General features: G+C 46.3%; 25 protein-coding genes. 19 read left to right on the top strand and 6 right to left on the bottom strand.

What is annotated here, in order from left to right:
• Positions 1-12: 12 nt before the first annotated feature.
• The 3 genes from dtd to Q1Q15_RS16240 all read right to left on the bottom strand — a co-directional run bounded on the left by dtd (position 13) and on the right by Q1Q15_RS16240 (position 2,780).
• On the bottom strand, positions 13-459 hold the full coding sequence (gene dtd / locus Q1Q15_RS16250; protein WP_300462221.1) for a D-aminoacyl-tRNA deacylase: 447 nt from the start codon (positions 457-459) through the stop codon (positions 13-15).
• 18 nt (positions 460-477) lie between these two features.
• Positions 478-1,323, bottom strand: coding sequence for a histidinol-phosphatase (locus Q1Q15_RS16245; RefSeq protein ID WP_300462218.1), 846 nt, complete (start codon positions 1,321-1,323; stop codon positions 478-480).
• A 161-nt stretch (positions 1,324-1,484) separates the two neighbouring features.
• Positions 1,485-2,780 carry a radical SAM protein gene (locus Q1Q15_RS16240; protein WP_300462216.1) on the bottom strand — a complete coding sequence of 432 codons (1,296 nt, stop codon included), beginning with the start codon at positions 2,778-2,780 and terminating at the stop codon, positions 1,485-1,487.
• Between the two features lie 138 nt (positions 2,781-2,918).
• Between Q1Q15_RS16240 and Q1Q15_RS16235 the strand changes: the two genes are divergently transcribed.
• The 15 genes from Q1Q15_RS16235 to Q1Q15_RS16165 all read left to right on the top strand — a co-directional run bounded on the left by Q1Q15_RS16235 (position 2,919) and on the right by Q1Q15_RS16165 (position 19,623).
• Complete coding sequence (locus tag Q1Q15_RS16235; protein ID WP_300462213.1) at positions 2,919-4,010, top strand: DUF3524 domain-containing protein; 1,092 nt, start codon at positions 2,919-2,921, stop codon at positions 4,008-4,010.
• A 242-nt stretch (positions 4,011-4,252) separates the two neighbouring features.
• On the top strand, positions 4,253-5,368 hold the full coding sequence (locus tag Q1Q15_RS16230; RefSeq protein ID WP_300462210.1) for a (Fe-S)-binding protein: 1,116 nt from the start codon (positions 4,253-4,255) through the stop codon (positions 5,366-5,368).
• 41 nt (positions 5,369-5,409) lie between these two features.
• The gene (locus Q1Q15_RS16225) at positions 5,410-8,445 is read left to right on the top strand and encodes an FAD-dependent oxidoreductase (RefSeq protein WP_300462207.1); all 3,036 of its coding nucleotides are present in this window, start codon (positions 5,410-5,412) and stop codon (positions 8,443-8,445) included.
• 12 nt (positions 8,446-8,457) lie between these two features.
• Complete coding sequence (locus Q1Q15_RS16220; RefSeq protein ID WP_300462205.1) at positions 8,458-8,877, top strand: hydrogenase iron-sulfur subunit; 420 nt, start codon at positions 8,458-8,460, stop codon at positions 8,875-8,877.
• 39 nt (positions 8,878-8,916) lie between these two features.
• Positions 8,917-9,084, top strand: coding sequence for an FAD-dependent oxidoreductase (locus Q1Q15_RS16215; protein WP_014956672.1), 168 nt, complete (start codon positions 8,917-8,919; stop codon positions 9,082-9,084).
• Between the two features lie 15 nt (positions 9,085-9,099).
• Complete coding sequence (locus Q1Q15_RS16210) at positions 9,100-10,461, top strand: 4Fe-4S binding protein (RefSeq protein WP_300462193.1); 1,362 nt, start codon at positions 9,100-9,102, stop codon at positions 10,459-10,461.
• 16 nt (positions 10,462-10,477) lie between these two features.
• The gene (locus Q1Q15_RS16205) at positions 10,478-12,151 is read left to right on the top strand and encodes a CoB--CoM heterodisulfide reductase iron-sulfur subunit A family protein (protein ID WP_300462191.1); all 1,674 of its coding nucleotides are present in this window, start codon (positions 10,478-10,480) and stop codon (positions 12,149-12,151) included.
• Positions 12,152-12,242: 91 nt separating this feature from the next.
• Positions 12,243-12,680: a hydrogenase iron-sulfur subunit gene (locus Q1Q15_RS16200; protein WP_300462188.1), complete on the top strand. Its 438-nt coding sequence runs from the start codon at positions 12,243-12,245 to the stop codon at positions 12,678-12,680.
• 92 nt (positions 12,681-12,772) lie between these two features.
• Positions 12,773-13,576, top strand: coding sequence for a 4Fe-4S binding protein (locus tag Q1Q15_RS16195; RefSeq protein WP_300462187.1), 804 nt, complete (start codon positions 12,773-12,775; stop codon positions 13,574-13,576).
• Between the two features lie 25 nt (positions 13,577-13,601).
• Positions 13,602-15,641, top strand: coding sequence for a formate dehydrogenase subunit alpha (fdhF, locus tag Q1Q15_RS16190; protein ID WP_300462184.1), 2,040 nt, complete (start codon positions 13,602-13,604; stop codon positions 15,639-15,641).
• A gap of 434 nt (positions 15,642-16,075) precedes the next feature.
• Positions 16,076-16,879, top strand: a complete 804-nt coding sequence (locus Q1Q15_RS16185) for a DUF3786 domain-containing protein (RefSeq protein WP_300462181.1) — start codon at positions 16,076-16,078, stop codon at positions 16,877-16,879.
• 304 nt (positions 16,880-17,183) lie between these two features.
• Positions 17,184-17,441, top strand: coding sequence for a nitroreductase family protein (locus Q1Q15_RS16180; protein WP_363321005.1), 258 nt, complete (start codon positions 17,184-17,186; stop codon positions 17,439-17,441).
• Between the two features lie 504 nt (positions 17,442-17,945).
• A complete protein-coding gene (locus tag Q1Q15_RS16175) occupies positions 17,946-18,296 on the top strand; it encodes a hypothetical protein (RefSeq protein WP_300462178.1) in 351 nt (116 codons plus the stop codon).
• A 17-nt stretch (positions 18,297-18,313) separates the two neighbouring features.
• On the top strand, positions 18,314-18,619 hold the full coding sequence (locus tag Q1Q15_RS16170) for a hypothetical protein (protein WP_300462175.1): 306 nt from the start codon (positions 18,314-18,316) through the stop codon (positions 18,617-18,619).
• A gap of 347 nt (positions 18,620-18,966) precedes the next feature.
• Positions 18,967-19,623: a hypothetical protein gene (locus Q1Q15_RS16165; RefSeq protein ID WP_300462173.1), complete on the top strand. Its 657-nt coding sequence runs from the start codon at positions 18,967-18,969 to the stop codon at positions 19,621-19,623.
• 121 nt (positions 19,624-19,744) lie between these two features.
• On the opposite strand, the gene Q1Q15_RS16160 is transcribed toward Q1Q15_RS16165, so the two are convergent.
• The 3 genes from Q1Q15_RS16160 to Q1Q15_RS16150 are packed head-to-tail and all read right to left on the bottom strand — an operon-like array spanning position 19,745 to position 21,114.
• A complete protein-coding gene (locus Q1Q15_RS16160; protein WP_300462171.1) occupies positions 19,745-20,143 on the bottom strand; it encodes an ATP-binding protein in 399 nt (132 codons plus the stop codon).
• A gap of 48 nt (positions 20,144-20,191) precedes the next feature.
• Entirely contained in the window at positions 20,192-20,386 is a 195-nt protein-coding gene (locus Q1Q15_RS16155) for a hypothetical protein (RefSeq protein ID WP_300462169.1), read from the bottom strand.
• Positions 20,387-20,403: 17 nt separating this feature from the next.
• On the bottom strand, positions 20,404-21,114 hold the full coding sequence (locus tag Q1Q15_RS16150; protein WP_300462167.1) for a response regulator transcription factor: 711 nt from the start codon (positions 21,112-21,114) through the stop codon (positions 20,404-20,406).
• Positions 21,115-21,443: 329 nt separating this feature from the next.
• Here Q1Q15_RS16150 and Q1Q15_RS16145 point away from each other — a divergent pair, with 329 nt between their 5' ends.
• The 4 genes from Q1Q15_RS16145 to Q1Q15_RS16130 all read left to right on the top strand — a co-directional run.
• Complete coding sequence (locus tag Q1Q15_RS16145; RefSeq protein ID WP_300462164.1) at positions 21,444-22,793, top strand: TolC family protein; 1,350 nt, start codon at positions 21,444-21,446, stop codon at positions 22,791-22,793.
• On the top strand, positions 22,790-23,971 hold the full coding sequence (locus Q1Q15_RS16140) for an efflux RND transporter periplasmic adaptor subunit (RefSeq protein ID WP_300462162.1): 1,182 nt from the start codon (positions 22,790-22,792) through the stop codon (positions 23,969-23,971). The genes Q1Q15_RS16145 and Q1Q15_RS16140 overlap by 4 nt, the downstream gene beginning before the upstream one ends.
• Positions 23,972-24,022: 51 nt before the next feature.
• Positions 24,023-24,730, top strand: a complete 708-nt coding sequence (locus Q1Q15_RS16135) for an ABC transporter ATP-binding protein (RefSeq protein WP_300462161.1) — start codon at positions 24,023-24,025, stop codon at positions 24,728-24,730.
• 195 nt (positions 24,731-24,925) lie between these two features.
• Positions 24,926-25,680 (top strand): transposase (locus tag Q1Q15_RS16130; protein ID WP_300462159.1); only part of this gene is annotated, 755 nt, incomplete at its 3' end.

Below are 25,680 nucleotides of genomic sequence, written 5' to 3'. Positions count from 1 at the left end.
ACTGTCTTTCTGTTATGTTTCTCGGGTATCCAGGAGCAGGGTGACCGGTCCGTGGTTGATCAGGGAAACCGCCATCATTGCCTGGAAAACACCTGATTTTGTCACCACGCCTGACCCGATGGCCCCATCGATAAAGGACTCATAAAGGGCCCTGGCTTTTTCAGGTGATGCGGCCTTAACAAAGGAGGGCCTTCGGCCTTTCCGGCAATCCCCCAGCAGGGTGAACTGGGATACGACCAGAAGTTCCCCTTTTACATCCTTAAGGGAAATGTTCATCTTGCCCTTGTCATCTTCAAATATCCGCAGGTTGATGATTTTTTCCACAAGGAACGCCACATCCTTTTGGGTATCTTCTTCCTGGACACCCAGCAATACCAGAAGTCCGCTGCCAATATGGGAAATCATGGTATCATCCACCGTTACATGGGCATTCTTTACCCGTTGAACCACTGCTTTCATTTGCTATCCTTTATTGCCTTACCCCAGCATTGCCGGATCCGGCCATTGGGTGTCAAATCCAAGTGCGTTTAATCTCTCAATGGCCTTGTCAACATGGTTGCCAGCTTCATTGACCCCATGGGAATCATCTCCGGGAACCACACGGATCCCCATTTCTTTTACCGTTTTAAGAATTGAGGATGTGATATACGGCTCTTTCTTCCCCCTTGTCAAGGGGCGCAGATTAAAATCCAGGACCAGGTTCAAGGATTTGATAAGCCTAAGGTTCCTGGTTATTTTTTGATCTATCCCTGGAATTAAAAGCCTTTTTTTGTACCCGGCATCATGAATCCGTATCAGATCAAAATGTCCGATAATAAATGGCTTAAGCGCCTTAATCATGCCGTATTGCAGGTCAAAGTATCTTGCATACATGGCTTCATACGAGCCAAACAGGGACAATGCCCTGTCATAGTCTTCCCTGGAATAATCAAAACAGATGTCATCCACATGGTGGACCGATCCCACAATATAATCCGGTTGAAATGTGGAGACCAATTGTTTGATATGATCCACATAACCTGTACAGGTTTCTGTTTCCATGCCGGCAAATATTTTGATGTGGGGGGCATATTTTTTTTTCAGTGCCGTCAGCTGTTGAAAGTAAGCTTCAAACCGTTTATACAGGTCGTCAGCCGTAAGATTGAGCTTTGTCTCATCCGGGTATAAAAATCGGTCATTGACCGGTGGGACATGTTCGGTAATCCCGACTTGTTTAAACCCAAGTTCGATATACCGTTGAATAATATCTTCCAGCAGATCCCGGGCATGACTGCAATACTGGCCACTGTGGCCACCGTGAAGTGAAATAAGATGTGTGTTCATAAAAAGGAAATTACCATCAAAGACAGGGTAAAATCAAGGGTTTCAAATAGACTCAAATCCATTGCCTGATTTTTTATCGCCCCTTCACAGATAAAATCGGGATTTTTTAGACACCCCTATCCCTGTCATTTGCCGGGTCTCTGGTGTCCGACAGCCGTGTGTCACAGCCGCTGGATCAGGTATAAAAACGTGGGAAACCGGCTCAGGGATTTTAATTTGTAAAAATCATACAGGACCTGCCGGGAGGGCGTGCCAAAGGTTAAGGGGGACAGGTAAACAGCGCCTTTGGGTTTTGTCCGGTGGACCTTGTCCCTGATCAGGGTCATTAACGCTGCAGTGTGAGACGCTGGAAGCGTTTCATCCATGACAAAGTTGCAGGTGATTTCCAGGTTGGGAACCGTGTCGTTGATGAACTGTATTTTTTCGAACGCCTGGCCCACCTTTCGGGTGGTGATGGGTTTGCCCAGCAAGTCCAGGGTTGCCTGGTCATAGGATTCAAGACCGATATTGATAAAGGTTTGGAAGGGAAGGTGCTTGAGCATTTCAAAAAGGATCGGGTCGGCATTTAATAATGAATCCACACATCCAAACATGAACAGGTAATGGTTTCTCATGTAAGAAGCGTGGAACCCAAACGCCTCATAGGCATCCTGCACGGCCTGAAGAATGACGTCACACGGTGAGTTTAATGCATCATGCTCCCCTAGAAACAAGGCATTGAAGTTGATCATATCCTTACCGTACAATTGTTTGAGACGGTTGATCTGGCCATGAATGTCCTGCCGGGATCGAACAGCGAATTTTTTTTTATTTTTCACTTTGCAAAACCGGCATTTATACAAACATCCGTCAGAAATATTCAAGGGAATAATATTATAGTCCACATGCCGGGCATCCGGGGGCATCACTGTTACCCGGGAACCGGATATGTCAAACAGGCTCCGGGCTTTTGTCTGCAGGCCTTCAGGGGTCTGCTGCTGTATGGCGGAAACCCATTGTGAAAATGGGTCCGGCATATCCGTATCCGATACTTGGGAAATGATGTGATGCCAGTTGTTGACAATCGTATTGATGTCGTTTTTTTTAAACGGGGTGCCGCCGAGCAGGGAATTGGTCGGATACATCAGGTTGGGCAGATAGTATTCACCCAGGGCCTCATAAACCCCTGAATACCCGCCAGTGGAATAATATACCCAGTCATTTCCCATGGTTCGTTTCAGCCATTCCGACGGATCGAGCCAGGTCCTTTTTTTTGATTTGGCATGCCGGATTTCATGATTGAGATTGAATTCAAAAATATACTCCCGGGTCTCAAGCCGTGAAAAAAGCCCATATTTTATTGGGAAACTGACCTTTGTATAGTCCCGGCTCCCCTGATGATTCAATTGGATTGAAAGATCCTGACCTTGAAAGGTGTGACGGGTTTCGTCTTTTGTTTTTAGTCCAATGGATGCCATATGTTTACCCCTGCTTTGTTTACAATCGAAATCAACATTTGGCAATGATTTTTTAAAAAATGGGAATTGCCGGTCAGACCTTGACGGTGCCGTATAAATTCATTATCAAAGGGAATTTCAGTTTGGGGAGTCTTTTTTTTGAAAATTCTTTTTCTTGAACCTTTTTTCGGCGGCTCTCATCAAGATTTTGCTCTGGGGTTTAAGACCCACTCCTGTCATGACGTTGACATTGTCTCACTTCCGGATAGATTCTGGAAATGGCGGATGAGAGGGGCGGCCCTTTATTTTGCCCACCACATCAAAGATTTTTCCTGCTATGACGTCATTATGACCACGGACATGATGGATTTGACGGATTTTTTGTCCCTTGCCGGAAACAATCTTCCCCCGGTCTTGATGTATTTTCATGAAAATCAATTGTCCTATCCATTGTCACCCCATGAAAAACGGGATTTTCACCTCGGGTTTACCAATATAATTTCTGCAGTTGCTGCAGATAAGGTTGTATTTAATTCAAAATTTCATTTTGCTGATTTTATGGTGGCGGCTAACCGCCTGGTCAAACAGATGCCGGATTTCAGGCCCAAATGGATGATGGACACCATCCGGGAGAAAACCCGGGTGGTGTATCCAGGGTGCTGGTTTGAAACCGGGGAGATGGATTTAACCCATGGGGATGTTGAACGACCGTTGATCATATGGAATCATCGGTGGGAATATGATAAAAATCCGGAATTCTTTTTTGATGCCCTGGGCCGATTGAAAGAAAAGAACATTTCGTTTTCCCTGGCCCTGTTGGGAGAACAGCTTGATTTGGTGCCACCGGTTTTTGATCAAGCCAGGGAACAATTCAAAGAGGAGATCGTGGTTTGCGGGTATGTTGAATCAAGGGAAGCGTATCAGTCCTGGTTAAACAAAGGGGCCATTGTTGTCAGTTGTGCAAACCAGGAGAATTTTGGTATTGCCGTTGTTGAGGCAGTCCGGTTCGGCTGTATCCCCGTGTTGCCGGACAGATTGTCTTATCCCGAAATCATGCCCAAAGCGGTTCACCCCCAGGTGTTGTATCAGACAAAAGAAGATCTGGTGGCGAAACTGGCGGACCGGCTGTTGAATTATGAAAAATATTTACCGCTGCAGAAAAGATTGTCCAGGGAGATGGCGCAGTTTTCTTGGCAGACTATCATAAACCAATATGATAACGCTTTGAAAAACTTGAAAACATACCCTTGACTAATAGAAATTTTATCGCTACATAGTAACTCTTTTATGGCGCTATTAATGTTGACTTTTTTGTTTCTGGAGTGCTTTTTTGCTGCAAACGCAATAAGAAATTCATGGTAGCAATATCATAGAAAACGATTTTTTTTGGAAGATAAGCTTCCATGGGAAGATCATCAAATAGGGTTGGGTTTTTTAAATAAATTAAACCGTTTTAATTTATATTTATCATAAATATTTGGATATATAATAATATGCAGCTTTCAAAACAACAAATTGATTACTGTATGGAGTGCGGGGTTTGTACAGGCAGTTGCCCTGTTGCCATGGATCTTGAAGGCTTTTCACCGCGTCAGATGATTAAACGGACATTGGATGAACCTGAAGAGGATATTCTTCAAAGCAAGGATATCTGGGCATGCCTCTCCTGTTCACGATGTTCGGACCGGTGTCCGGTTGAAATCGACTTCCCTGCATTTATCCGTACCTACCGTAATAAAGCAAGACAGGCAGAAAATGTTCCCAAATTGAGCCACCACGGCATGTTTCATACGATTACCAGCATTCAGGCCAAGGGCGTGAAACAAGACAGGATCGCATGGGCAAAACAGGCGGGAAAAATTTCTGAAAAAGGGGAGTACTTTTATTTTACCGGTTGTATCACTTATTATGATGTGGCATTTCAATATCTGGACCTGCACATGATTGAATCCGCTAAAAATAATCTGTTGCTGCTGAATAAACTGGGGATTGAACCGGTCATCAGCAATGACGAGTGCTGTTGCGGGCATGATGCCTTCTGGTGCGGGGATGATGATACCTTTTTAACCCTTGCCAGAAAAAATATTGAGACCATTGCAGCAACAGGGGCAAAAACCGTTATATTTGGCTGTCCGGAAGGATATGCCATGTTCCGGGAAGCCTATACGGATCAGCTGGGCCCATTGCCCTTTGAAATTGTTCATATCACAGAGTTCCTGGCAAAAGAGCTGCCTGGTGCAGACATTTCTTTTAAAACCGGCAGCACCCGGACAGTGACCTACCAGGACCCCTGTAGACTGGGACGGCGGTCCGGGGTGTATGATGCCCCCAGGGATTTGATTTCCCTTGTCCCCGGAACCCTTTTGTCAGAAATGGAGCATAACCGGGAAAATGCTGTCTGCTGTGGAACCACGGCCTGGATGGAATGTTCTACCTGTTCAAAGGTCATGCAGATAAAACGGCTCAAAGAGGCAGAAGCGGTCGGTGCCCAGACGATTATTACGGCATGTCCCAAATGCCAGATTCATCTGACATGTGCAACGAAAAATACAAATCATGATATTGATATCATAGACCTTGCCTCCTATCTGGCGGATAACATCGAGTAGCAGCAGGATACAAGGCATATATAAGAAACTGGAGTTCATCAATGGGAAAAAACAATCATAGTAACGGTTCGGTCATGGTTGTCGGTTCCGGTATTGCCGGGATGCAGGCGGCCCTTGATCTGGCAGATTCAGGTTATTTGGTTCACCTGATTGAAAAAGCCCCCTCCATCGGTGGGGTGATGGCACAGCTGGACAAGACATTTCCTACCAATGACTGTGCCATGTGAGTCATTTCACCTAAACTGGTCGAGGTCGGCCGGCATCTGAATATTCAACTTCACACCCTTTCCACGGTTCAACAGATTGATGGAGAGGCGGGTGATTTTACCGTCGTAATCAAACAAGCACCCAGGTATGTGGACATGGACAAGTGCATTGCCTGTGGAGAATGTGTGAAAAAATGTCCCGGGAAAACCCCGGACGAGTTTAATGAAGGGCTGGATAAGCGAAAAGCCATTTATGTGTCATATCCCCAGGCCGTGCCGTTAAAGTATGCCATTGATCCGTCACGGTGTTTGAAACTGCTCAAGGATAAATGCGGCACGTGTGAAAAGGTCTGTCCCACCGGGGCCATCAATTATGGTGATACGGAACAGATGCAGACCCTTCATGTGGGGTCGGTTATCCTGGCAGCCGGGTTTAAACCGTTTGATCCGTCAAAATTGGACAACCTTCAGTATTCAAATTTTCCCAATGTCGTTACCAGTATTGAGTTTGAACGAATTTTGTCTGCCGGCGGTCCCACCCTGGGCCATATCCAATGCTTTCCGGACAAGGCTGAGCCCAGAAAAATAGCCTGGCTCCAGTGTGTCGGATCAAGGGATCAGAACAAATGTGATAATAAATATTGCTCGTCTGTCTGCTGCATGTACGCCGTCAAAGAAGCCATGATGGCAAAGGATCATATTTCCGGTGAGTTTGAGGCCGCCATCTTTTTGATGGATATGAGAACCTATGGAAAGGATTTTGAAAAATACTATGAGCGGGCAAAAGATCAGGGTGTCCGGTTTGTCAGGTCCCGAATTCATACCATTACAGAGGATGATGACAAAAAACTCATTTGTACCTATGTGATGGAAGACGGGCGAAAGATCGAGGAAGTCTTTGACATGGTGGTCCTGTCCGTGGGAATGGAAACCCCTGCCGATCTTGCCCAGGCTGTCAAGGATATGGGTGTTGAGCTCAATGCCAATAATTTTGTTGTAACGTCCAGTTTTTCACCGGTGGAAACATCCCGTAAAGGCGTTTATGTGTGCGGCGCCCTCCAGGAGCCCAAAGATATTCCCCTGGCCGTCATGGAAGCCAGTGCAGCGGCCTGTGATGCCGGCACCAGCCTTTCCCCGTTTCGGGGGAGCCTGACCAAGGTCAAGGAATATCCGGCAGAAAGAGATGTTGTCAGCCAGGATCCGAGGATTGGTGTGTTTGTCTGCAATTGCGGGACCAATATCGGGGGGATCGTGGACGTTCCGTCGGTTGCTGAATATGCAAGGACCCTGCCCCATGTCGCCTTTGTGGAAGAGAACATGTTTACCTGTTCCCAGGATACCCAGGACAAGATGAAACAGGTGATTCAAGAGAACGACCTGAATCGCATCGTGGTGGCTGCGTGTACCCCGAGAACCCATGAACCGCTTTTCCAGGAAACCCTGAGGGATTCGGGTTTGAATAAATATCTCATTGAAATGGCCAACATCAGGAACCAGTGCTCCTGGGTGCATTCAAAAGAGCCCGAGCTGGCCACGATAAAAGCCAAAGATCTGGTCCGCATCGCCGTTACAAAGGTGGCTTTGATGCGGCCATTGCCCCAGCCATCCGTGGGCATTGTACAAAAAGGACTGGTGATTGGCGGCGGGGTGTCTGGCCTTACCGCAGCCCTCGGGCTTGCCCGGCAGGGATTCTTCACTACCCTGGTTGAAAAAAAAGAGGTGCTGGGCGGTAATGCCCTCAGCCTGAATTATACCTGGAATGGTGAATCCATTTCCGAGAACGTGAAGGCCCTGGTTCAAGAAGTCCAGGATCATGCATTGATTGATGTGTTTACCAGCACCCGGGTATCGGCAACATCCGGGTTTATTGGAAATTTTCAGACCACCCTTGCCACCGATGATAAAGAACAGGTCATCGATCATGGGGCCGTCATCATTACCACCGGTGCAACGGAAAGACAACCCACGGAATACCTGTATGGCGAAGATGAACGGATTTTGACCCATTTGGAACTTGATCGGAAAATGGCCAATGATAGCGATTTTGTCAAGACCACGAACACGGCTGTGTTCATTCAGTGTGTGGGGTCAAGGGAACCGGAACGAATGTATTGTTCAAAGGTTTGCTGTACCCATTCCGTAAAGTCTGCCGTTAAATTCAAAGACCTGAATCCTGATATGGAAGTGTATGTGATTTACAGGGATATCAGAACCTATGGACAAAGAGAAGAACTCTACGCGGAAGCCCGGGACAAAGGGGTGATCTTTATCCGGTATGCCTATGAGCATAAACCCGTGGTTGAAAAACAGGGCGCTGATCTTTGTGTGACGGTAAAAGATCATGTGCTTGACATGGATCTTGAGATTGGAACGGACCTGGTGGTCCTTGCCTCTGCCATTGTCCCCGAGGATAATGTGGCCCTGGCCCAGATGTTCAAGCTTTCCTTGAATGATGATCAGTTTTTCATGGAAGCCCATGCCAAACTCCGGCCGGTTGATTTTGCCACGGACGGTATCTTTTTAGCCGGGATGGCCCATTACCCGAAACCCATTGAAGAGAGCATCGCCCAGGCAAAGGCGGCTGTTTCCCGGGCCACGGTTGTGTTGTCCAAAGAAACGGTTACCGTTGATGGGGTGGTGTCCCAGGTGAATGAAGCCCTGTGCCGGGGATGTGGTGCCTGCGAAGAGACGTGTGCGTTCGGGGCGATTGCGGTAAATGAGCTGGACAGCGGGGTGAAAATTGCCACGGTTCAGCAGGCCCTTTGCAAGGGATGTGGTGCCTGTGCGGCTGCTTGTCCCACAGGGGCTGCCAGTGTTTTCCATTACGATAATGAGGTGCTGGCCATGGTTGAGGCAGCACTGGAACAATAGAAAGGATTGAAAATGTCAACGGATTTTAATCCACGGATTTTAACATTTGCCTGCAACTGGTGTTCCTATGCAGCAGCAGATCTTGCAGGCGTGAGTCGATTTCAGTATCCGCCGAATATGAGAATTGTCAGGGTAATGTGTTCAGGGGGGATCAATCCCAATTATATTTTGAAAGCCTTTGAAAAGGGGGCAGACGGGGTTCTGGTCTCGGGCTGACACATTGGGGACTGTCATTACCTGGATGGTAATGTAAAGGCACAAAAGATGTTTGGAATGACCAGTGAATTGTTACAGCTTCTGGGCATTGATCCGAAAAGAACCCGGTTAGCATGGATCTCTTCAGCTGAAGGGACAAAATTTGCCCAGGTGGCAAATGAATTTACTGAAACCATAAAAGCCTTAGGGCCTGCCAATATCAAACAGGTGGCCTGATGGTTGATAATATGAACGAGCGGTAACAGGAGGTAGATTGTGACAAAGGATATACTTGTCCTTGGCGGCGGAATTGCCGGTATCCAGTCCTCACTGGATCTGGCAGAGATGGGGTTCAAGGTCCACCTTGTGGAGAGCCTTCCTTCCATTGGCGGGAAAATGGCTCAGCTTGATAAGACATTTCCGACCAATGACTGTGCCATCTGAATACTTTCGCCCAAGATGCTGGATGTCGGTCGACATCCCAATATAAAACTTCTGGCGTATAGTGAGCTTGAACGACTAGAGGGTGATGCCGGGAATTTTACGGCAACCATCAGAAGAAAAGCAAGATATGTGGACGAAGATAAATGTACCGGGTGCGGTGCCTGTGCACAAGTTTGCCCCACCCCTGTCCTGGATTTATATAACGAAGGCCATGCAGAACGCAAAGCCATCTATTCTTGGTTTGCCCAGGGGATTCCCTCCACCCATGCCATTGATCCGGATCATTGCCGGGTGTTGAACGGGAAAAAATGTGGGATCTGCCAGAAAAAATGTGAGGCAGGTGCCATTGATTTTGATCAGACAGACGTCATTATTGACCTGCCCGTGGCGGCCGTTGTTGTGGCCACGGGGTATGATGTTTTTGATCCGTCCAGAATGCCTGAATATCGCTATAACCAGTTGGATAACGTGATCACTGCCATGGAATTTGAACGATTCCTGTCTGCCTCCGGGCCCACGGCCGGACACATCTATCGTCCGTCCGATCGAAAGGTAACGGCCACCATTGCTGAGCTTGAGAAAAAAGTGAAAAAATCTCAAAAAGCCCTGGATCGGTTTGAAAAGACGCATGGGAAAAAGAGCGATGAATTTTATGCGGCTTACACGGACGGCAGCCTGAAGCCCGGTGAAGACCTTGAAAAAGATCAGGATAAATGGGCTAAAAGGGTTGAAGCCCATCTTGAGAATGCCAACCCTCTTGCGGTTTTGAAAGAAAAAGCCAAAGGGTTTACCACTGCGAAGAAGATCGCCTTTATCCAATGCGTGGGATCAAGGGATTTGCGGTTTTATCCGTTTTGTTCCGGATATTGCTGCATGCATTCCATCAAGGAAGCCATTATTGCCCATGAACATGACAATGATACCCATACGGTGATTTTCGGGATGGATATCAGAGCGGTGGGAAAAGGGTTTGAAGAGTATAAGATCCGGGGCGGCAATAATTCCAATATTTCCTATAAGCGGTCCAGGGTGGCAGAGATCACCAGGAATCCGGATGAATGCCCGGTTCTGATTTATGAGGACACCCGGGAACAGAAGATTCAACGACAGGCCTTTGACCTGGTTGTGCTGGCCACTGCCTGTGGACCGGTAAAAGGGGCCCAGAAAATTGCCGATACACTAGGAATTGATCTGGATCGGTTTGGATTTTTTAAAACTGATCCTTCCAATCCCCTGGATACCTCCCGGGACGGAATCTATGTCTGCGGGTGTGCCCACAGCCCCATGGATATCCCTGAATCTGTTGCCCAGGCGAGTTCTGCTGCTGCAAGAGCAGCGCAGACCGTGATCAAAAAAAACGACCAAAAGGCATCATAAAGAAAGGTTGCCAAATATGAATACACATACTTTAACACCTTATGAAGCACCTCGAATCGGCGTATTCGTTTGTGACTGCGGTTCAAATATTGCCGGCCATCTGGATTGTCCTGACGTTGCTGAATACGCCAAAACCCTTCCCCATGTGGTGTATGTAAAGGAAAATCTTTACACCTGCTCGGAGGCCGGAATCGGGGAGATCAAAAAGGCCATAACCGAGCAGAACCTGACCCGGGTGGTGGTGGCATCCTGTTCACCCAGGACGCATCAGCCGTTGTTTTCAAGTTCCTGCGCTGAGGTTGGCCTTAATCCGTATCTGTTTGAGATGGTCAACATCCGGGACCAGTGTTCCTGGGTTCATATGGGAACAAGAGATGCCGCCACCCAAAAGGCGAAAGAATTGATCTGCATGGGCGTGGCCAAGAGTGCCGGACTGGAGGCCTTAAATGAGATTGAATCCTCCCTGATCCGGAAAATTCTGGTGATTGGCGGTGGCATTGCCGGGTTGTCTGCGGCCCAGGCCCTGGGAGATATGGGGCTGGACGTCATCCTGGTTGAAAAAACAGCCAGTCTTGGCGGTCTTCTGCAACAAGTACATCAACTGGATTCAGGGGTGATGGCAAAAGAGGCCCTTTCCCAGATCATTGATGATGTTCGATCCCAGTCTAATATTACCTGCTATACCAGTGCAACGGTGACGGAAACCGGTGGATATATCGGTAATTATGATGTCAAAATTGAAACCCAAACCGGCCTGGTTGAAGAACAGGTGGGGTGTATGGTGGTTGCCACCGGTGCGGTCCCGCTGATCCCGGAGGGGATACTTGGGTACGATGGTCGTCAGGTGATTTCATTAATGCAGCTGGAACAGCTGCTTCAACGAGATAAACTGGATGCGAAACGGGTGGTTTTTATCCAGTGTGCCGGGGCAAGAACCCCGGAACGAGAATATTGTTCAAGAATTTGCTGCATGATCGGCGTGAAAAATGCCATGCTCATCAAGGATAAATACCCCTTGACCGATGTGAGGGTCCTGTATCGGGACATGCAGATGTATGGCACCCATAAGGAGCAGATGCTCTGGGATGCCAGGGGCAAAGGCATTCGATTTGATGTGTACACCCCTGATAATCCCCCGGAAGTTGAAAATGGGAAAGTGACATTCTTTCAGGCGGTCACGGGGAAGACCCAGGAACTGGATGCCGATCTCGTTGTCCTGTCCACTCCCCTTGTGCCGAGAAATGATTCAGGGAAGCTGGCCAATATGCTGCGGGTGCCCACAGACCAGAATGGATTTTTTCTGGAAGCCCATGCAAAGCTTCGTCCCCTTGATTTTGCTGCAGATGGTATTTTTGTCTGCGGGTCCGGACGGTATCCTGCGACATCTACGGAAGCCCGAACCCAGGGGATTGGTGTTGCCTCAAGGGTGGCGGCCATTTTGTTCAAGGAAAAACTGGTGAAAAGTGCCATTGTGGCCCAGATCAACCCGGATGCCTGTGTGGGCTGCATGGCGTGTCTGCCCATGTGTCCGTATGAAGCCATTACCTATAACAGGGACAAGCGAATCTGTGAGGTCAATGAGGTGCTTTGTAAAGGATGTGGAAATTGTGCGGCTACCTGTCCATCTCACAGTGCCATGCTTCGGGGGTTTAAACCCCAGCAGCTGCTGGCACAGATTGGTGCGGCATAACCGTCAAAAAAAACAGGAACCCTATGAACGGTTGCTGAAAAAATAAACCAAACGTGTGGAAAATTTTAAATATATATAAGGAAAGAAGTCAATGAGCGACAATAATTTTGAGCCCGATATCATATGTTTTCTGTGTACCTGGTGAGCATATGCAGCTGCTGACCTGGCTGGGGTCAGTCGTATGCAGTACCCGGCAAATATTCGTATCATCCGGGTAATGTGCTCAGGGAGCGTGTCTCCCCATCATGTATTACGTGCCTTTCAACAAGGGGTTGACGGCGTTTTTGTGGGTGGCTGACATTTGAGCGAATGCAATTACCTGTATGGTAATTATTCTGCTGAAAAACGGGTAACGGTTCTTTCCCAGATGCTGAGTTTTTGCGGCGTTGAACAAGAGCGGCTTCGGGCCAGATGGGTATCCTCAGCCGAGGCACCTGAGTTTGTTGAGGAGATCAACGATTTTATTGATGCCCTTAAGAAAATTGGACCGTCACCATTAAAGAAAGATTCATCTAAAAATGTCGCTTAGCAGTTATTAAAAGGCATACAACAATATGATCGTCAGATTATTCTGGGCATCGCCATTAATTGTTAACCGAACAACTTATCATAGGTATGTTTATGATTGATAGAGTAAAAGAAAAAATAAACGAGCTTCTTTCAGAGGGGTCTGTAAAGGGGGTTGTCGCACTTGTAACAGCCAATGGCCATGTGGCACCCTGTTTGTTTCAAAAAGGGGACGACCTGGACACGCTTTGTCTGGGTGATACAGAAAAATCGGGGGATGCAAGGTATCCGCTGAACAGGGTTCTTTGCACCATTGCCAGACAGTATCCGGATGATGTGTTCGGGGTTCTGGTTCGGGGGTGTGATGAGAGAGGTCTTTATGGCCTTTACAGACTAAACCAGTTGGAACCGGATAAAGTGGTTCCCATCGGTATCCCCTGTCCTGAATCCCTTGCCCAGGCGTGCGAATGCAAAAAACCGTATCCGGATGACATTGTCGCAGGAGAAAAATTTGAGGGGATCTCTCAACAGGGTGTGGAAGATATGGACAACAAGGATCTGTCAACCCGGTTTTCTTTTTGGATGGATCAGTTTTCAAAGTGCGTAAAATGCTATGGTTGCCGGAATATCTGTCCCATGTGTTTTTGCAGGGAATGCAGCCTTGAATGTGAAGATCTGGTATCAAAAGGGGACCTTCCAGTGGATATCCCGGTGTTCCATTTGACCCGGGCCATGCATATGGCCGACCGGTGTATAGACTGCGGACTTTGTGAAGAAGCCTGTCCGTCTGATATTCCGTTACGACTTTTATATAAAAAGACAGCTGAGATTATGAATACTGAATTCGGATTTACATCCGGGATCAATAAAAATGAAAAATCACCCTTAAGCTTAATGGGTCCTGCACCTGAAAAGTAAGGGGTTACTATAAAGAGGAAAGATAATGGATTACAGGAATACGCTTACAACCTGCACCTATTGCGGATGTGGATGCAATTTTTTTCTTGAGTCCCTTGATGGCAAACTGACCGGTACCATTCCCTGTAAAACCAGCCCGGTAAATGAAGGCAAGCTTTGCATCAAGGGATGGAATGTCCATCAATTTGTTCAATCCGAGAGAAGATTGAAACAGCCATTGTTAAGAAAAAATGGGGAATTGACAGAGGTTTCCTGGGAAGAAGCCCTTGCGTTTACCGCATCAAAACTCAAGGAGATAAAAGAGGCCAACGGGTCTGATGCCATCGGGTTTTTTGCATCAGCCAAAGTGACCAATGAAGAAAATTATCTCATGCAGAAGTTTGCCAGGGCCGCCATCGGCACCAACAATGTTGATCATTGTGCCCGGCTCTGACATTCCTCCACCGTGGCAGGTCTTGCCGCAGCGTTTGGCAGTGGAGCAATGACAAATGCAGTGTCTGAACTTGAGTTGTCAGATACCATATTTATTATCGGATCCAACACCGCAACTTCCCATCCGTTGGTGGCCACCCGGATTTTCAGGGCCATTGAAAATGGGGGGAAAGTCATTGTTGCGGATCCAAGAAAAAATCAAATAGCCGATTTTGCCGAGCTTTATATCCAGCACAATCTTGGAACCGATGTGGCGTTATTAAACGGGATGATGCGGGTGATCCTGGATAAAAATCTTCAGGACGACACCTTTATTGCGGAAAATACAGAGGCGTTTCAAGCCTTTAAAGATGCTCTTGATGATTTCAGCGTTGAAGAGGCGTCCCAGATTACCGGTGTCTCTGTAGCGGATATAGAAACACTTGCCACACTCTATGCCGAAGCCGGCAGTGCTTCCATTGTGTATTGCATGGGCATTACCCAGCATACCACCGGGGTGGATAATGTAAAATCCCTGGCCAATCTGGCGATGCTCACGGGAAATATTGGAAAACTCGGATCAGGGGTCAATCCGCTTCGGGGGCAGAACAATGTGCAGGGTGCCTGTGATATGGGCGCACTTCCCAATGTATACACCGGATATCAACCCGTGACCCTTGGGCCTGCCAATAAAAAGTTTGCCCAGGCCTGGGGCGTGGATGAATTGCCCTCTAATATCGGTTTGACCCTTCCTGAAATGCTGTCAGGTATTGAAAAGGATGAAGTGAAAGCCCTGTGGATCATGGGTGAAAATCCGGTTGTGTCTGATCCGGATGCCAATCATGTGGTCAAAGCCCTGGAAAAAGTCGAACTGCTCATTGTCCAGGATATCTTTCTTACGCCCACGGCAAAACTGGCTGATGTGGTGCTGCCGGGAACATCCTTTGCAGAAAAAGACGGCACCTTTGCCAACACGGAAAGACGCGTAACACGGGTGAGAAAAGCGGTTGATCCGGTGGGAGACTCAAAACCGGATTGGGAGATCATTCAAGACATATCCAACCGGTTCGGGTTTGAAATGACGTATACGTCTCCCCAAGAAATCTTTGATGAAATCGCAAGCCTTACCCCGTCCTATGCGGGAATCAGCTATGACCGGCTTGAAGGACCCGGACTCCAGTGGCCCTGTCCCACCAAAGAACATCCGGGAACCCCGTTTCTGCACAAAGATGGGAAGTTTACCCGGGGAAAAGGATTATTCCATGCCATTGGTCACAAGCCGCCGAATGAAGTGGTGGATGATGAGTATCCGTTCTGGATGACCACAGGCCGGGTCTATGCCCATTACCATACCGGCACCATGACCCGGAATTCCGAATCCCTTGATTTTGAAGTGCGGGAAGGATTTCTTGAAATGAATCCTGCGGATGCCAAAACCCTGGACGTCTGCGATGGCAGTCAAGTTAAAATGGCCTCCCGAAGGGGTGAGATCCTGACAAAGATAATGATTACAGAGCGGGTCTCTCCGGGGCTTGTGTTCATGCCATTCCATTTTGAAGAGGCAAATGTCAACAAATTGACCAACCCGGCCTTTGATCCCATTGCCAAAATACCGGAATTCAAGGTGTGTGCGGTAAAACTCGAAAAAGCCTAACGTCTAAACGATCATCAGGCGGTTTTGTCCTTAAAACCGCCTGATACGCAATCCCCCCCCCCCTTTGCTCAACTCCCAACCTTTTTTGATTTTAATGCCGGATTAAACCAACGGCCGCAAGTTCTCATAAAGAGCGTCCCGTCCTTTGCTCAATGCTGTATTTAAAACAATGACATTAATATCATGGTCCGGGCAATACACAGCCGCTGCTGTCCGTCGGATAGCCCGGTTCCCGGTTGAACCAGCCGGTCTTTGACCATTAAGCCGCACGCATTGCAACTGGTCTGGGGCAGCAGCCGGCCAAAGCGTCAATAAGGTAAGTTTGACCCATTGACGGGCGACTATTGCGTTTTATAATGACAATTGCTGTAAACGATATGAAAAGTTTTGATGTCCCATGGATTTAACTGAGGAAAACAAAGGAGATAGTACCAATGGGTGAATTTAAAAATACCATGGAGGTCTTTAAATTATTGGAAAAAACCAATTGTCGAAAATGCAATAAACCCACTTGCTTAGCCTTTGCCGCGGCTGTGTTCCAGGGCCAGATCGCTTTGAGTGAGTGCCCGTTTATTGGTGAAGACATTCTGGAAGAATATGGTTCCAAAAAATTAGAATATGCGTCCACATTTGAGCAGGACTATATCAAGGTGATGCATCAGTTAAAAGACCGGATAAAACAGATCGATCTTGAATCCAGAGCTGAAAAGCTGGGGGGTAAATTTTCAAATGGCAGGCTCATCTTAAAAATTTTCGGCAAAGATTTCGGCATTGATAAAAATGGTGGAATCTCAACCGATATTCATGTCAATTCCTGGATCGCTCCACCGGTGCTAAATTTTGTATTGTCCAGCAAAGGGATACCCTTGACCGGATCATGGGTGCCTTTCAGAGAACTTGAAACATCCAAGGACTGGGCCCGGTTTTTTGAACATCAATGTGTGGGGGCGTTTAAACAGGTGGCCGATACAAATCCCTCTTTTTTCAAGGACATCATAAAGTTGTTTAACGGCCGGCCCGTTCAAAATCATTATGATGCAGATATTTCCCTGATGATATATCCATTGCCGCTGCTGCCCATGTTGATTTGCTACAATCATGCCGAAGACGGGCTGGAATCGGATCTAAATCTGTTTTTTGACAATACCGCAGATAAAAACCTGCCCATAGAAAATATTTATACTTTGTCCACCGGCCTTGCCAATATGTTTAAAAAATTGGCTAAAACCCATGGTTGAGTGTTTGCCGGCAATGAATTGAATCGTTGCTCGTGCTGCTGCCAGGATCTGCAACTGCTGATTAAATATAACCGGACCAGGTTGGCGGCGCATTCATAACTCATTGCAATCACCAGTGAAACCTTACCCACAGACTGTGGCCGCTGTATGGAAAACTGCCCGGTTAAAGCCAGGAATTTGACAGGCCGTGGGCGTTCCTTTTATCCGGTGTAACAGTTCTTTAGCGCCATGGTAACCATGAATGGCTTTGTCTGGAATTGAAATAGCGTAATCAAATGCCAAAAGGTTTTTTTTGTGAAATCATTTGAACCGTATTTCCTTTCGCTTTTTGCTTGCTTATGACTCAGAAACTAACGATGATTTATCGTGCACAACCAGTTTAGGGCTTGAGACCCATCCCATGGATGGATTTGATCACGAAGCAGTTAAAAAAGAATTTAATATTCCTGAGAAGTATTGGATACTATTGTTGTTGGCCGTTGGTTATAAACAGCCTGATGTGGAGTGCAGGTTTTTGCTTTACAAGCCCTTTAAGGGGCACAGAAATAAATGTCGAGCTTAGAGGCTGGAGAAAAATCCAGGATTGCAAGAAATTCAGCAAAAGTGTCAATAACGCAAGCCTAATCCCACCTGGGTATTGGCCGAAACCATGATCAAGCCCAAGAATGTTAACCCCCTTTTTTACAGCCATGCAGATATCTTCGTCAAAGTAAGCGGTGCGTTGTTCGAATTCAGTGAAGTCTTATAGCGTTTGGCACGCTCGCTTTTCGCTGCCATACGTGCGGTTTTCCCGCGTCGGGATCCTCAATCCTACTCACTCGCCTATCAATTACAAAAACAGGTTCAAGCTTTCCTGGGCAATCCTCTATTTGTCCACATATTTTGATCACTTGGTTCACATAATTGGATGTTACCATACACGTATTGGAACAATATAAAAAAGGAGCATTAAAATGAAAATTAACCCAGATGGATTTATTAAAAAGGGCGAAATGCCCGATGGTCCTCCTCCCAAAAAATAGAGCCAAGGATAGCCCTTAAACACCCTTTAAAAAGGAGTCGTAAAATGTATGTGATTCAGGATATTAAAAAGTTTGGCATAATGATGCAGGATATAAAAGAGCTTATCATATTGACAGCAATTATGCTGATTCTGTTACTTGTTGCCATGGGCTTTGCCCATTCCCTGGAAATGAGAGCAGAGGCATCTGAACAATTTTTCCAGCAGTTCGACACAGACAATGACGTGAGGGTTTCATTGGAAGAATTTTCCGGACCTGATGACCATTTTTTGGATCTTGACCAAGATGCCGATGGCTACATAGAAAAAAGCGAATTGTCTGAAACAAAATTTCAAAGACCGCCGTGCGATCTCTTTAAACATTTTGAAAAGGATCGCGAAAATAATCAACAATAAATTTAGGAGAATCTACAATGACAACTCATGCTCGTAAATCAATAGCGATGGCCTTAATGATGGCTGTGGCCTTGTTTGGAATTCTTATCAGCTTTAATTTGTATATGGCTCAATCATTTGCCCAGGGAGGAGGCAGAGAGCATCAAGGTCCCCCACCGGAAGCCTATACTGCCTGTGAAGGAAAATCTGTTGGAGATACTGCAGAATTTCAAAGCCCCTTCGGCGATACGGTGACAGGTACATGTGAAGCGGAAGGCGATCGTCTGGTCCTTCGTCCAGACAATCCGCCTGCCGACAGAAGACAGGGCCCCAAATGCGATTAGAATCATACTCTTTGTAGAGAATATAACGGGCAGCCTGTAAAACAGCAGGTGTGAGCCGGGTATCTGTCCGTTGAAATGTGTTAATAATGTGTGGATTAGATCCAGGGCTTGAATTATGGCTTTCAGGGGCAAATAATAGTATTTCCATGGGGACTTTATTCTAGTGGGTGCGCCTTTGGGGTCCCTGGCCTTCTTTTTGTATATTTCAAATCAGGCAAGGCCTATTTTGGGCCTGAGCTTGAATATAAATTTCATAAAAAAGGAGGAAAGCAATGCGTATGCGGTTTGAAATTGGAGATTAATTGAGATTAACTTTTTAATTCCAATAAATTTTTAAGGAGAATGAAATGAGTATTCAAGGACTTGGACAATCAAGTTTTGCTTACCAGTCCATGAACATGCGCGGAAACCAGAGTGCGGGTGGCAGTACGTTTGAGCCACCCAGCAGTGAGAGCATCATGAAAAACGATGATGCCAATCAGGATGGGGTATTGACCATTGATGAAACCCCCATGTCCGAAAGCATGTTTGCAGATGCGGATTCAGATTCAAGCGGTGATCTGAATTCCGACGAACTGGAAGAGGTTTTTTCCAATGGTCCGCCCCCAATGATGGGCGGCGGTCCTTCTCCAATGATGGGCGGTGGCCCACCCCCACCCTCTGGTGACGTGGGTAGCACAGAGGAGTCTGAATTGGAAGCCCTCCTTGCACAGGAGGATGCGGATGAAGATGGCAGCATCAGTGCCGAAGAAACCAGCCTGGCGACTGGAATCTTTTCACAACTGGACCTGAATCAGGATGGCATTCTGTCACAGGATGAAATTCAGCAGGGAATGGACGAACGTGAAGCCAGAATGAGCAGTTCTCAGGGGATGAGTCAGACAATCTTGACCCAAAACGCTGCGACCCAGGCCTATCATGATGCAATGACATCCATAATGACAGATTTGACCGGAAGTTATGACGATTCTGTTGTTAGTGGTTTTATGGGCGCCATTGCATAGTTTTTAAGCAAACCCCAAGGAGCGGTTGTAAAACCGCTCCTATTAGACCAGACCAACTTTTTTGGTGAGAAAATGGTGAACTGACCCGTATTGGGACTGTAAAACAAAAAGGCTGGGCACATTAACCGGCAATGATTGTTTTGGGAATAGTGATGATGATTTTCAGGCCGCCATCCTTTGAATTTTCTGCCCTGATTTCTCCATCATGAAGTTTAATGGCTCTGTCTGCAATGGCAAGGCCCACACCGGTACCACCGGTTTTTCTTCCTCGGTCTCCTTCTACCCTGTAAAATGGCTTGAAAAGATGGGGCAAATTTATCGAAGGAACGCCTGGGCCGTTGTCCTCAATGATCAGGATGACAGGATCTTTTTCTGAGTTTTTGGCTTCAATACTGATGTTCACGGTTGTACTTTCATTCGTATATCGAATGGCATTTCGAACGACATTTTCAATGTTTTCCAGTTGATCGGCATAGGATATTGAGGCGGATTTTCCATCTGAAATCCACTTTTCAATCAAGGGGGTTGAATAAAGATAAAGGAGTTGAGCAAGATTCTGTTGACGATTTTACTCCTGGTGCTTCATCCTTGCAGCAGGCCCGGTACTGGAAGTGAATGCTACCAGCAGGGCGATTCCCACAGATAATAAATTGATACTGCAGGTAAAAAAGAGAATCTTTAAAAAGAGATTTTTTCTTATTATGCTGGAGAGGTAGTTGTTCAGGAAAAGACCAGAGCAAAATTTCTTTGTTTGAGTGCTCATTATTTGTACACGTCTCCTTATACCCCTTCTTCCGGCAGGGCATAAATATATTTTAGACCACGGATACTTTGAATCCGCTCAATGCCCTGATATCTTGGTCCCATTTTTTTCCTGAGACTGCTCACATGAACATCAATGCTTCTGTCAAAAATATCCAGTTTCCTGCCCAGAACAGTTTCAGAAAGAACATCGCGATTGACCACATTACCGGCATTTTTCATGAGTTCATAAAGAAGTGTGAATTCAACTGCTGTGAACGAAACGGGTTTTTTACCTATCATCACCGTCCTTGGTCCAGGATTGAGGATAACATCTCCTATCTCAAGTGAGGGACTCTGCTGGGGTATATCTTCAGCGTCTGATCTTGTCTCAAATCGCCGCTGTACAGCACGAATCCTTGCCACAAGCTCTCTGGGATTAAACGGCTTTGGCAGATAGTCATCTGCTCCCATCTCCAGGCCTACAATCCGATCGACATCATCCCCCCTTGCCGTAAGCATAATAACGGGGATTTGAGATTTGGCACGAATATGGCGCAGGGTGTCGAACCCGCTCATCCCCGGCATCATTACATCTAAAACCACCAGATCATGGACTTGGCTGAGGGCAAGTGAAAGACCCTCTTCCGGGGTCTGAACCGCCTTGATATCAAATCCCTCAGGGGTCAGATAATCGCTTAACAGTTCACAGAGCTCTTCATCATCATCGATCACAAGAATACGGTTCATGGCTTTCTCTTAACTATTAAAAAAAACAATAAATACAGCTATATGGTTGTTTGCTTTATCCGGTTTTCATTATACACGAATACGATCATTTTGCATGTGAAGAAACGTAAAGTCATTTGGATCGGAATTTACAATTCTTAACCCTGGCTTAACTGTAACTTTACAGCAAGAGAAAAAAAAATTGGTTATATTCAGATCACTTTTCAAGATGAAAAGTGATCATGATCAAAAATTTTAACCAAAGAATAGAAGGCAGAAAAACAATAATGATGAAGGATTTAAAAAAAGAAAAAATTCGGGTGATACTAGGATCTAGGATTTTACCATGGATGACGAATAAACAAATCGTTTTTTTTTTACTGATTGCTTTGTTCCTTCATGTTTTTTCCCAGGGGGTGGCAGAGGCGTCTGAAGTCCAGAAAATAAGTCTGGTTGAGGCGATTGAGCTGGCCCTAAAAAACAATCAGGATTTGAAACTTGCAAAAAACAATGTTCAATACTCAATGCTTGCCCTTAAGAAGGAAAAAAACGATTATTTACCCCAAATAACCGGTATCGCAAATACAGCCCTGAATAATAACTATGGGCAATCAGGCTTAAACCACGACTATTATACCCAGGGAGCAGAAGTATTCTCCCAACTCAATCTTTTTAAAGGATTCGATGATAAGGCATCTCTTGAGAGTGCAGGTTATGATTTGTCTTCAGAGGAACACTCACAGACCAGGCAGGAGCAGCAAGTGATCTATGATACTGTGAGTGCATATATCGATGTTGCGCAACAACGCCAAAAAATTGAAGTGGCCCTGGAGAATCTGACAAACAACCTCCAGCAGGAGAAAGAGATCAAAGCCTTTCAAGAAGCCGGTAAAGTCCCGGCCACAGACCTTTACCAGCAGCAGGCTGAAACCGCTAAAGCCAGATTCGATTTGATCAGCGCTGAAAACACCTACAAAATCAGTAAGATGCAGCTAATTAAAACAATAGGTGTCTCAGTCCCGGGCGATATCGAGATTGAGATACCCAAAATCACGATTTCCACCATGATACCTGAAACAGATACTGATCGTCTCATACAGGCAGCTTTTCAAACCCGCCCAGATCTTCTTGCACTGGAGAAAAACGTTTCTGCAAAAAAAGCGAAGATAAAGGAGGCGGCATCCGGCAAATACCCGTCAGTGGATTTTAATGCCGGCATGGGAAGCCTGTATGACAACCGGTATGATGAAAATTTTGGGGATCAGTTCGGCGACGATAATCTATATTCTTACATAGGGGTCTCAGTCTTCCTGCCTATTTTTGACAGGCATCTGACCCGAACCCGAGTGAATCAGGCAAAAATAGACAAACAATCGGCAACTGTGACCCTGAAAAAATTGAAACAACAGATCCGTTTGGAGCTGGGTCAGGCAGTTGCCGACTACCAAACAGCATGTGAGTCGATCCTAGTGTCCAAATCCAGACTGTTTTATACCAACAAGTCCTTGGAATCCGTTTTTCAGCGGTACAAAATGGGTGCGGCCAATTTGACTGAATTAACCCAGATCCGGTCCGATCAAGTGGAAGCCCGGAATGACATGATCCAAGCGGAGGTGGATAAAATACTGAAAATCATTTCCATCTTTTTTTACAAAGGAGATCTTGGGTTATCCCATATTTTAAAGGAGGAATTGTCATGAAAGTTGTAAAAATAGGGCTAAAATTTTTAAAACCGACACTCATGGCCTGTGGCGTTCTTTTCATTATGCTTACCATTCACCAGTCTTTGGTCGCTTCTTCATATCGAGAGACGCCAAAAGCATCCCAATTCCAGATGGAAAAAATCAAAAGGGGCAGTATAGAAAACACGATTTCCTGTACCGGAACCCTTTCAGCTGTTGGAACCGTGGAGGTGGGAACACAGGTGTCCGGTACAATCAAAAAAGTATTGGTTGATTATAATGCCCGGGTGACAAAAGGACAAATCCTGGCAGAGCTTGATCTGGATACGTTTAATGCAGCGGTGGATGCAGCAAACGCTTCGGTTATCAAGGTTCGGGCACTCTACAAACAGGCCACAGCCGAATATGAAAGGAATCAGCCGTTGTACGAGCAGGGACATCTTTCAGCCCAGGAGATCCTCGTCTATGAGACTGAAAAGGAGACGGCAAGGGCGGAGCTTTTATCTGCACAGGCTGTTTTAAAAAAAGAAAAAATCAATCTCCGGAACGCCCAAATCAGATCTCCCATTAACGGTGTCGTCCTCCAACGGGATATCGAAGAGGGACAGACGGTGGCAGCCAGTTTAAGTACGCCAACCATTTTCATTATTGCAGAAAATCTGTCAAACATGGAGATCGGGGCAAGCGTTGATGAAAGTGATATCGGCATGGTAAAAAAGGGACAAAAGGCGATATTTACCGTTCAGTCCTATCCCGATGATCTCTTTTACGGAACCGTAACCCAAATACAGATGAATCCTACCGAGACTTCCAATGTAGTGACCTATACAGTAATTGTGGCTGCGCCAAACAAGAAGGGAAAACTGCTTCCGGGTATGACCGCTACAGCAGATTTTGTGGTGGAAAAGGCGGAAAACGAACTGTTGATTTCAAATGCTGCCCTGAATTTCAGGCTTGATGACCGCAATAAAAATGATGATCTCGGCATCTATGTGCTGGGTGGGGGAATCCCCAAACGCATTCTTGTTACCACCGGTATCACCGACGGCACAACTTCGGTGATAAAAGGTGAAAATTTAACCCCCGGGATCTCGGTCATCATCGGAAAAAATATTGAGAAGACCGAAAGTTCCAACGGGTTTTTGTCAAAAATTCTTCCAAAGCTCTCCGGAGGCGGTCGTGGGCCGAGAAGGTAGACGCAGGTTTAAATCAAAAGGGTTTATGGACAATCCATAAGTGGAGAAAAAATGAAAACAATACAACTCAAAAATATCAAAAAAACCTTTCACCTGGGCGGAGAAACCGTCCATGCACTGGATGGCATCTCTCTCACCGTTGACAGGGGGGATTTTCTCGCAATAATTGGTACATCCGGATCAGGGAAATCCACCCTCATGAACATCATCGGCTGCCTGGATCAAGCCGATCACGGGGAATATTTTCTGGAGGGATTAAAGGTGAGTCAAATGGACAAGAACGCTTTGTCCGACATTCGCAATCAAAGAATCGGCTTTGTGTTTCAAGGATACAACCTGCTTGCCAGAACAACAGCCCTGGAAAATGTGCAGCTGCCACTCCTCTATAGAAGGGGAAAACAAATACATCATCCTGACAAAAGAGCAAAAGAGGCGCTTGATATGGTCGGGCTTGCAAAACGAATCCTTCACGAACCCAACCAGCTTTCAGGTGGGCAACAGCAACGGGTTGCCATTGCCAGGGCTTTGGTGACAGATCCTGCCATTATTCTCGCAGATGAACCCACTGGTAACCTGGACAGCCGAACCACAGAAGAGATCCTTGCCCTGTTTCAAACGCTCAATGATGAAGGAATTACCATTGTTCTTGTAACCCATGAAATGGACGTGGCTGAGCATGCCAAACGTGTGATCGATATGAGGGACGGCCGCATCATAAATAATTATGAAATTGCACATCGACGATATGCGTCAATGTAAACATCCTGACACTATATCATATATGGGGCTTGATCATCGTTTCGGCCAATACCCCGTCGAACCATCAATTACGACAAGTGGGCGAAGTTAGATAATATGAGAAGGCTGATCCCTCCGACGAGTTGTGATATAATCACGCTCAAGTAAATCAATAACGCAGTCACCCGAAGGGCTGCAAAAAAGGAGGGACCAGCCATGGATAACAAAAATAATATCACAATTGGAATTGATTTGGGAGACAAATTTCATATAGCGGTAGTGTTTGACGGTGATGGTAATGAATTGGAAACCGCCAAGGTGATTAACACAAAAATCGGTGTGAGCAAATTTTTCAATCCGTACAAATACGCTAAAGTGGCCATGGAAGCCGGGACCCACTCTCCATGGATAAGCCGTTTGCTCACTGAAATGGGTTTAACCGTGTATGTAGGGAACCCCCGTAAACTAAGATTGATTTGGGACAGTACTGACAAATCCGATGCACGTGATGCCCGAATATTGGGCATGGTCTGCCGGGTAGAACCCAGACTTTTACATCCATTGTACCATCGTGGTAGCCAGGCACAAGCGGATCTGGCAACAATTAAATCCCGTGATATGCTGGTGAAGAGTCGCACCCAATTGATCAACCATGTAAGAGGACTTGTCAAGGCAAATGGTGACCGTTTGCCCAAATGCAGTACAGCAAGTTTTGCCAAACGTTGTGAATCTCTTGTGCCGTCTGAACTTCAACCGGCGCTGGGGTTCGTGTTTAAAACAATTTTTCATTTGACTGAACAGATAAAAGAACTTGACCGGCAGATTGAACAACTGAGCATCGAACAGTATCCGGAAACACAGTATTTAAGTCAAGTAACCGGTGTCGGTCCCATCACAGCCCTGTGTTTTGTATTGACTATTGAAGATCCCGTTCGGTTTGCTAAAAGCCGTCAAGTAGGACCTTTTTTAGG

The sequence above is a fragment of the Desulfobacula sp. genome (assembly GCF_030145145.1).
Lineage (GTDB): Bacteria > Desulfobacterota > Desulfobacteria > Desulfobacterales > Desulfobacteraceae > Desulfobacula.
Note: the sequence above shows the minus strand (reverse complement) of the source record. Positions and strands in the feature narration are given on the sequence as shown.